This window comes from Sulfuricurvum sp. (genome assembly GCF_022759005.1).
GTDB lineage: Bacteria > Campylobacterota > Campylobacteria > Campylobacterales > Sulfurimonadaceae > Sulfuricurvum.
In genome coordinates this window covers 1-5,780 of sequence record NZ_JAEMQA010000095.1, presented here as the reverse complement: position 1 = coordinate 5,780, position 5,780 = coordinate 1, and the positions used below count along the sequence as shown (strand labels likewise).

Annotated in this window: 6 protein-coding genes; all 6 read left to right on the top strand. The window is 43.3% G+C overall.

What is annotated here, in order from left to right:
* Nucleotides 1-76 precede the first annotated feature (76 nt).
* Nucleotides 77-2,089 carry a TonB-dependent receptor gene (locus JHC35_RS06380; protein WP_295043119.1) on the top strand — a complete coding sequence of 671 codons (2,013 nt, stop codon included), beginning with the start codon at nucleotides 77-79 and terminating at the stop codon, nucleotides 2,087-2,089.
* Between the two features lie 119 nt (nucleotides 2,090-2,208).
* A complete protein-coding gene (locus JHC35_RS06375; protein WP_295043117.1) occupies nucleotides 2,209-2,412 on the top strand; it encodes a hypothetical protein in 204 nt (67 codons plus the stop codon).
* 34 nt (nucleotides 2,413-2,446) lie between these two features.
* Nucleotides 2,447-3,694 carry a M48 family metallopeptidase gene (locus JHC35_RS06370; protein WP_295043116.1) on the top strand — a complete coding sequence of 416 codons (1,248 nt, stop codon included), beginning with the start codon at nucleotides 2,447-2,449 and terminating at the stop codon, nucleotides 3,692-3,694.
* Complete coding sequence (gene prmC, locus JHC35_RS06365; protein ID WP_295043115.1) at nucleotides 3,679-4,503, top strand: peptide chain release factor N(5)-glutamine methyltransferase; 825 nt, start codon at nucleotides 3,679-3,681, stop codon at nucleotides 4,501-4,503. Before JHC35_RS06370 ends, prmC begins: the two co-directional genes overlap by 16 nt.
* Before the next feature lie 100 nt (nucleotides 4,504-4,603).
* Complete coding sequence (locus JHC35_RS06360) at nucleotides 4,604-5,086, top strand: DUF4149 domain-containing protein (RefSeq protein ID WP_295043113.1); 483 nt, start codon at nucleotides 4,604-4,606, stop codon at nucleotides 5,084-5,086.
* Nucleotides 5,083-5,780 (top strand): ATP-binding cassette domain-containing protein (locus JHC35_RS06355; protein ID WP_295043112.1); only part of this gene is annotated, 698 nt, incomplete at its 3' end. The genes JHC35_RS06360 and JHC35_RS06355, both read left to right, overlap by 4 nt.

Sequence of the window (5,780 nt, the reverse complement as noted above, 5' to 3'; positions counted from 1 at the left end):
CTCAGGGAGAACGGTGTAAAAAATACATCTTAGAGGTTATGCAAGAAGTCTAATATCTATGTGTTATAGGAAAATCGTGATTACTCGTCCCCTTATACTGCTTACCTGTACCCTCTCTCTTGCATGTGCTGAAGAGATTCTTCAACTGGATAAAATCGCTGTCGAAGAGAGCTACAGTGTTATCGAAGAGCGCAAAGATAACTCCATTGCAAAGCGTATCATCAAGGGGGAAGAGCTAAATCAATATGGCGATATGAACGCATTGGAGATGCTTAAACGGACTCCGGGTGTGACGATCAGTGACGGCAAAGGGAAAAAAGGCGCTCCCGGCAAAGGGTATACGATAGTATTGATCGACGGAGAAGAGGTGACACCTACGAAGCGGGGGAATCCGTTGGAGCAGATTAACCCCGATATGATTGAACGGATTGAGGTGATGACGAACGGTTCCGCTGAGTATACGGCCGAATCGATGGGTGGAATCGTCAATATTGTCCTCAAAAAACCCTCATCGAACACCAAAACAACGGCAAAACTTACCGCAGGCGCGTACAGCGGAAAACCGATGAGCTCTTTATTTGCCCAACACGAAGGGAAAAACGGAAATCTTTCGTATATGATCAATGCGACCCTCTCGGATAACAATCAAGACGACTCTTCTTCGATCGATACTGATGCCTATCATGAGAATGGTGATACGGAGGGAGAATTTCGTGCATTGGGATTAAGCACGAAGCTGATTTTTACTCCGACCTCCAAAGATAAATATATGTATGACGGTACCATTAACCGAAGTGATGATCATAAAGAGAGTGTTAAAAATCGATACGGCACTCCTACCGAGACAATTCATCAAAATGATGATGGCGATGCTCTTATGCTTTGGAACAAATTTTCAGGGAGTCATAATCTCTCAGGAACCGAACTTCTGGAGTGGAAACTCAAATATCATCAAAACGATTCGGACGGATTGACTCTTAGTAACGACGGTACTACGAACCGCAAACAAAGAGATGAGAGCACATTGCGGATACTCGGTGCAGAGGGGAGTTATTCGTTAGCATTGGATGAACATTTTATTAAAACCGGTATCGATCTCAAACAACTGCACCAAAGTGATGACGTTACCAATTTTGTCAACGGAGTGCAAAGTAGTGACGATCACCAGAGTTTGCGAGAAAATAAGGGGGCATGGTATGTCCAAGATGAAATCAGTATCGGTGAGAAAGCGGTTCTGACACCGGGGATCCGTTTTGAGCGTTCCGTCCTCCAATTTGATCAAAGTGCCGCAATCGATTATTTCGCTCCTTCACTCCATGCTCTGTACAAATTGAGTGAAAACGATAACCTCCGTGCAAGTGTGGCAAAAACCGTCCGTTTGCCACGATTGGATGAACTTTCGGTTTCGAGGGACAGTTCATTGTATCAAAACGATTTTAGCCATCCCGATACGATCGGAAATCCGAATTTAAAAGAGGAAAAAGCACTCAGTTATGAAGTGCGTTATGAGCACTTTTTTGAAGATAAAGGGATTGTGAGCCTCGGCGGTTTTTATCGCGATATTAGTGACAAAATAGAAAAAATGACTACATTTGAATCAGAACGTTATGTCCAACGCCCCTATAATTCAGGTCAGGGGAAATTATGGAGTCTTGAGCTGGAACTCAAAAAATCGCTCGATACCTATGTAAGCGGTTTGGGTGTTTTTGCCAACGGGACTTTCCAGGATTCGTCGCTTGTTAGCAACGGTGTGAAACGAACCATCAAAGGAACCAGCGATTATCTCTACAACGTCGGGATTGATCACACTCTCAAAGAGTACCGCTTAACCTACGGAGCGGCGTATCGGTATGTTGGCGGATACGATGATCCCGTCGATGAAAACGGCGTTTCCGAATCGCAAGAGGGATACGGAACGCTGGATCTGTATGCGACAAAACGGCTAGACTCGACATTTAAAATGGGACTAAATCTCAAAAATATTACCCATGAGTCGATAGTCACGACTACGAAAGGGTATGGGACAACGCAGGTTGACCGTGAGAACTCCCGCTCGTATTTCTTGGTGACGTTGGACGGACGTTGGTGATTGACGAAAAAACAAAATAATATTCAAACTTAAAGCGTCATTTTAGGGGTAATTCATTAACCGTTTGTAGGTTAACATGGTTAAGATTCTTAGGATAATTAAATACAAGGAGCAACCCAATGAAAGCGCAAGAGAACGAACCTACATTGGAATCGATTGACGATTATAATACCCTCAAAGGGTCAAAAAAACGAGTGGTCTGGAGTGTTATCCTGATTGGAATAGTGATCGGGCTGATTTTTACAGTTGCTAAGAGTTATTACAACAATGTCAACGATTCACTTCCTGTGAAAGAGTCGATTGGTAAAGTACCCGTAAAATGATGGTAAAATTCCACGTTTTAAACCAAGGAATTTAATGATTACAACCATTATTGCCGTTTACACGTTCTATATTTTTCTCCGTCTTTATGTGAGTGTTATGCAAATCGGTTACATCAATCAAATCAAGCGAAAAGGCGCTGTTTTGATGGGTGAACGCGAGTATAGTGATGCAGCAGGGTATGCCGTAGCCAAAGAGAAACTCTCTATGGCGGAAACGTTTGTCGAGTATATTCTGTTTCTGGTATGGATGGGCGGCTTAATGGCATGGCTTGATACAGCATTATTTTCTACATCGCCGATGATGCAAACAATCGGTGCCGTGATGGGACTCATCGTAATCAACTCACTCTTGATGCTTCCGTTCGGTTGGGTTGCGAAGTTTAAAATCGATGCCCAATACGGATTCAATCGTTCAACAATGGGACAATTCATCAAAGATACCCTAATGAGTACGATACTCACAGTTCTTTTCGGATCGTTAGTTGTCTGGGTCGTTGCATTGATCATCACGTCAAGCGATGTTTGGTGGTTGTGGAGTTTTGGTTTTATCATGAGCGTGGTTATCGCGATCAATATGTTTTTTCCGACGATCCGTGCCTTGTTTTTTGACAAAGTCACACCGCTTGAAAACGGAGAGTTACGTGAAAAAATCGAAGAGTTGATGACTAAAACCGGATTTGTGAGCAGCGGCATCTTTGTGAGCGATGCGAGCAAACGGGATGCCAGATTGAATGCCTATTTCGGAGGGATCGGAAAAACAAAACGGGTTGTTTTATTTGATACGTTGATTCAAAAACTTACTCCTGCCGAACTCATTGCGGTATTGGGTCACGAACTCGGGCACTTCGCACACGGCGATTTGTATAAAAATATTGCGATGGTGGGGGCGATGCTTTTTGGGATGTTTGCCCTTTTCGGTAATTTACCTGAAACGCTGTACATGGAATTAGGGGTCTCTCCGAGCCCACAGATCATTATGATGCTGTTTATTTTGTTATTGCCGGTCGTAAGTTTTTTCATTATGCCGTTGTTTGGAATGATGAGCCGTCATAACGAATACGAAGCGGATCGCACCGGATCGGAGTTAGGAGGAGCGGAACATTTGGTGAATGCTCTCAAAAAATTGGTGAGCGAGAATAAAAGTTTCCCTCTTTCCCATCCATTGTACCGATTTTTTCATACGACACATCCCCCTGTAGTCGATCGTCTTCGTGCATTGGGTTACAACATACATGTTAATGACTCAGATGAAGGATATGCCGATCCATGTCCAAACGATTAAAAGAGCTTCACGAAGAGATTACACAGCGTTTGCGAGGAGTCGTGGAATCTCCTAGACGTGAGGCCGAACTTCTTCTCATGGGTTTTTTAGAAAAAGATATTCTGTATTTTATAACCCATCAAGAGGATATGATAGACGATAATGATCCAAAGCTCATTGAATGGATTGAAAGGCGCAGTGCAAACGTTCCGTTGGAGTATTTGACAAATCGGGTCAGTTTTTATAGTGAAACGTTTTATATCGATGAGGGGGCGTTGATCCCAAGACCGGAGACGGAGCATCTGATTGATGAAATAGTGGCACGTATTTCGTCGAAAGAGGCGATTACGATTGTCGAAGTGGGAGTCGGGAGCGGGATTATATCGATTATGTTAGCACGACACTTGCCGAATGCCCGTTTTATTGCAGTCGATATCTCTCCCAAAGCGTTGGCGGTTGCACGCCGCAATATTGAACTGTTCAATCTGACAAATCGGATTGAACTGCGTGAAGGGGATTTGCTTTCGTGTGTAGACGAGCCGATTGATCTATTAGTCTCCAATCCTCCTTATATCGCGAACGATGTTTCGTTGGAGTCCAATCTCTCATACGAACCCCAAAATGCTCTTTTTGGAGGGGAGATCGGAGATGAGATCATCCGTCGTTTATTGGATGAGGTGTATGCGCGTCAGATACCGATGTTTGTGTGCGAGATGGGATTTGATCAACGAACTAAAGTGCAGGAATATCTAAAATCATTTTCGGTACAATCGTTGGAATTTTATAAAGATTTAGCCTCGTTAGATCGGGGATTTATTTTAAAAATTTAGAGAATGAAAAAGCGCAAATGCGCGAGGGCACTCTGCCGAAGAGAACATAGTGTTAACGTAGCTTAGGGATTTTATTCCCTGAGCGTATTAAAGGAACAAAATGAATAATAAAAAAGCACTCATAGATGTTACGTATCTTTTACTTATTGCTATGACAGCGGGTGCTGTTTTGGTGTTGGGGGCATTTGTTGCCGCTGTCGTTTTTCACTCGGAAATTTATCTGACCTTGCCGTTATTGTCTCGTTACGAAGAGGGAAAAATTATGGGCGAAATATTCCATCGTTTTAGCTATTGGGCTTATTTTATGAGCGTTGTTATTGTTATCTATGAAATTGCCCGATATAAAGTGATGCAGATAGATAAAATTGCCATTTTGAGCGCTTTGGGTTCTGTCGGGACGTTATTACTTTTCAGTGCCGTTTATACCCCAAAAATTTTAGAGTATCAAGCACGTGGAGAGTCGGCTATCGATAACTCTTTTGAAGCGCTTCACAAAGCGAGCGAGATCGATTTTAAAATGTTGTTGGTGATGTTGATTATCCTCTTTAGCCGTAGAGCCTACCTTATGGCGGTAAAAAAATGATTCGCTTCGAGAATGTCACCAAGCGTTTCGGGAAACGGGAAATCCTACGAGGGGTAAATCTTGAGATCGAACAGGGTAAAACAACGGTTATTTTCGGTGTATCCGGGGGCGGTAAATCGACGATTATTAAGCATATAGTGGGATTGCTCAAACCCGATAGCGGAACAATCACCTATAAGGGAACCAATATCGATCAGGCAGATGAAACGACATTGCGGGAGATACGTAAAAAGATCGGATTTTTGTTTCAAAGCGGAGCACTATTTGACAGTATGAATATACGTGAGAACGTTGCATTTCCGATAAACGAGCACCAAAAATTGACATCTAAAGAGCTTGAGTATAAAATTGATGAGAAACTGCGTATGGTAGGACTCGATCCACAAATTGTTAAATCTCTCTATCCCGAAGAGTTGAGCGGCGGTATGCGAAAACGTGTCGGTTTGGCGCGTACGCTTGCGCTAGAGCCGGAAGTCATTTTGTATGATGAACCCACCTCCGGACTCGATCCCGTCACCAGTGACTTTATTACCCAGATGATTTGCAGGTTGCGCGATGAGATCGGTATGACGTCGATCCTGATCAGCCATGATATTGCCGAGAGTTTCAAAGCAGGAGACAATTATGCGATGCTCTTTGAGGGGAAAATTGTCGAAACGGGGGACAAAGAGTCGTTTCGCAACTCATCCAATGC

What these genes read in the sequence shown, in the direction of transcription:
- JHC35_RS06370 (WP_295043116.1), top strand. Translation starts at nt 2,447, where the DNA reads ATGATTACAACCATTATTGCCGTTTACACGTTCTATATTTTTCTCCGT.
- JHC35_RS06360 (WP_295043113.1), top strand. Translation starts at nt 4,604, where the DNA reads ATGAATAATAAAAAAGCACTCATAGATGTTACGTATCTTTTACTTATT.
- prmC (WP_295043115.1), top strand. Translation starts at nt 3,679, where the DNA reads ATGTCCAAACGATTAAAAGAGCTTCACGAAGAGATTACACAGCGTTTG.
- JHC35_RS06375 (WP_295043117.1), top strand. Translation starts at nt 2,209, where the DNA reads ATGAAAGCGCAAGAGAACGAACCTACATTGGAATCGATTGACGATTAT.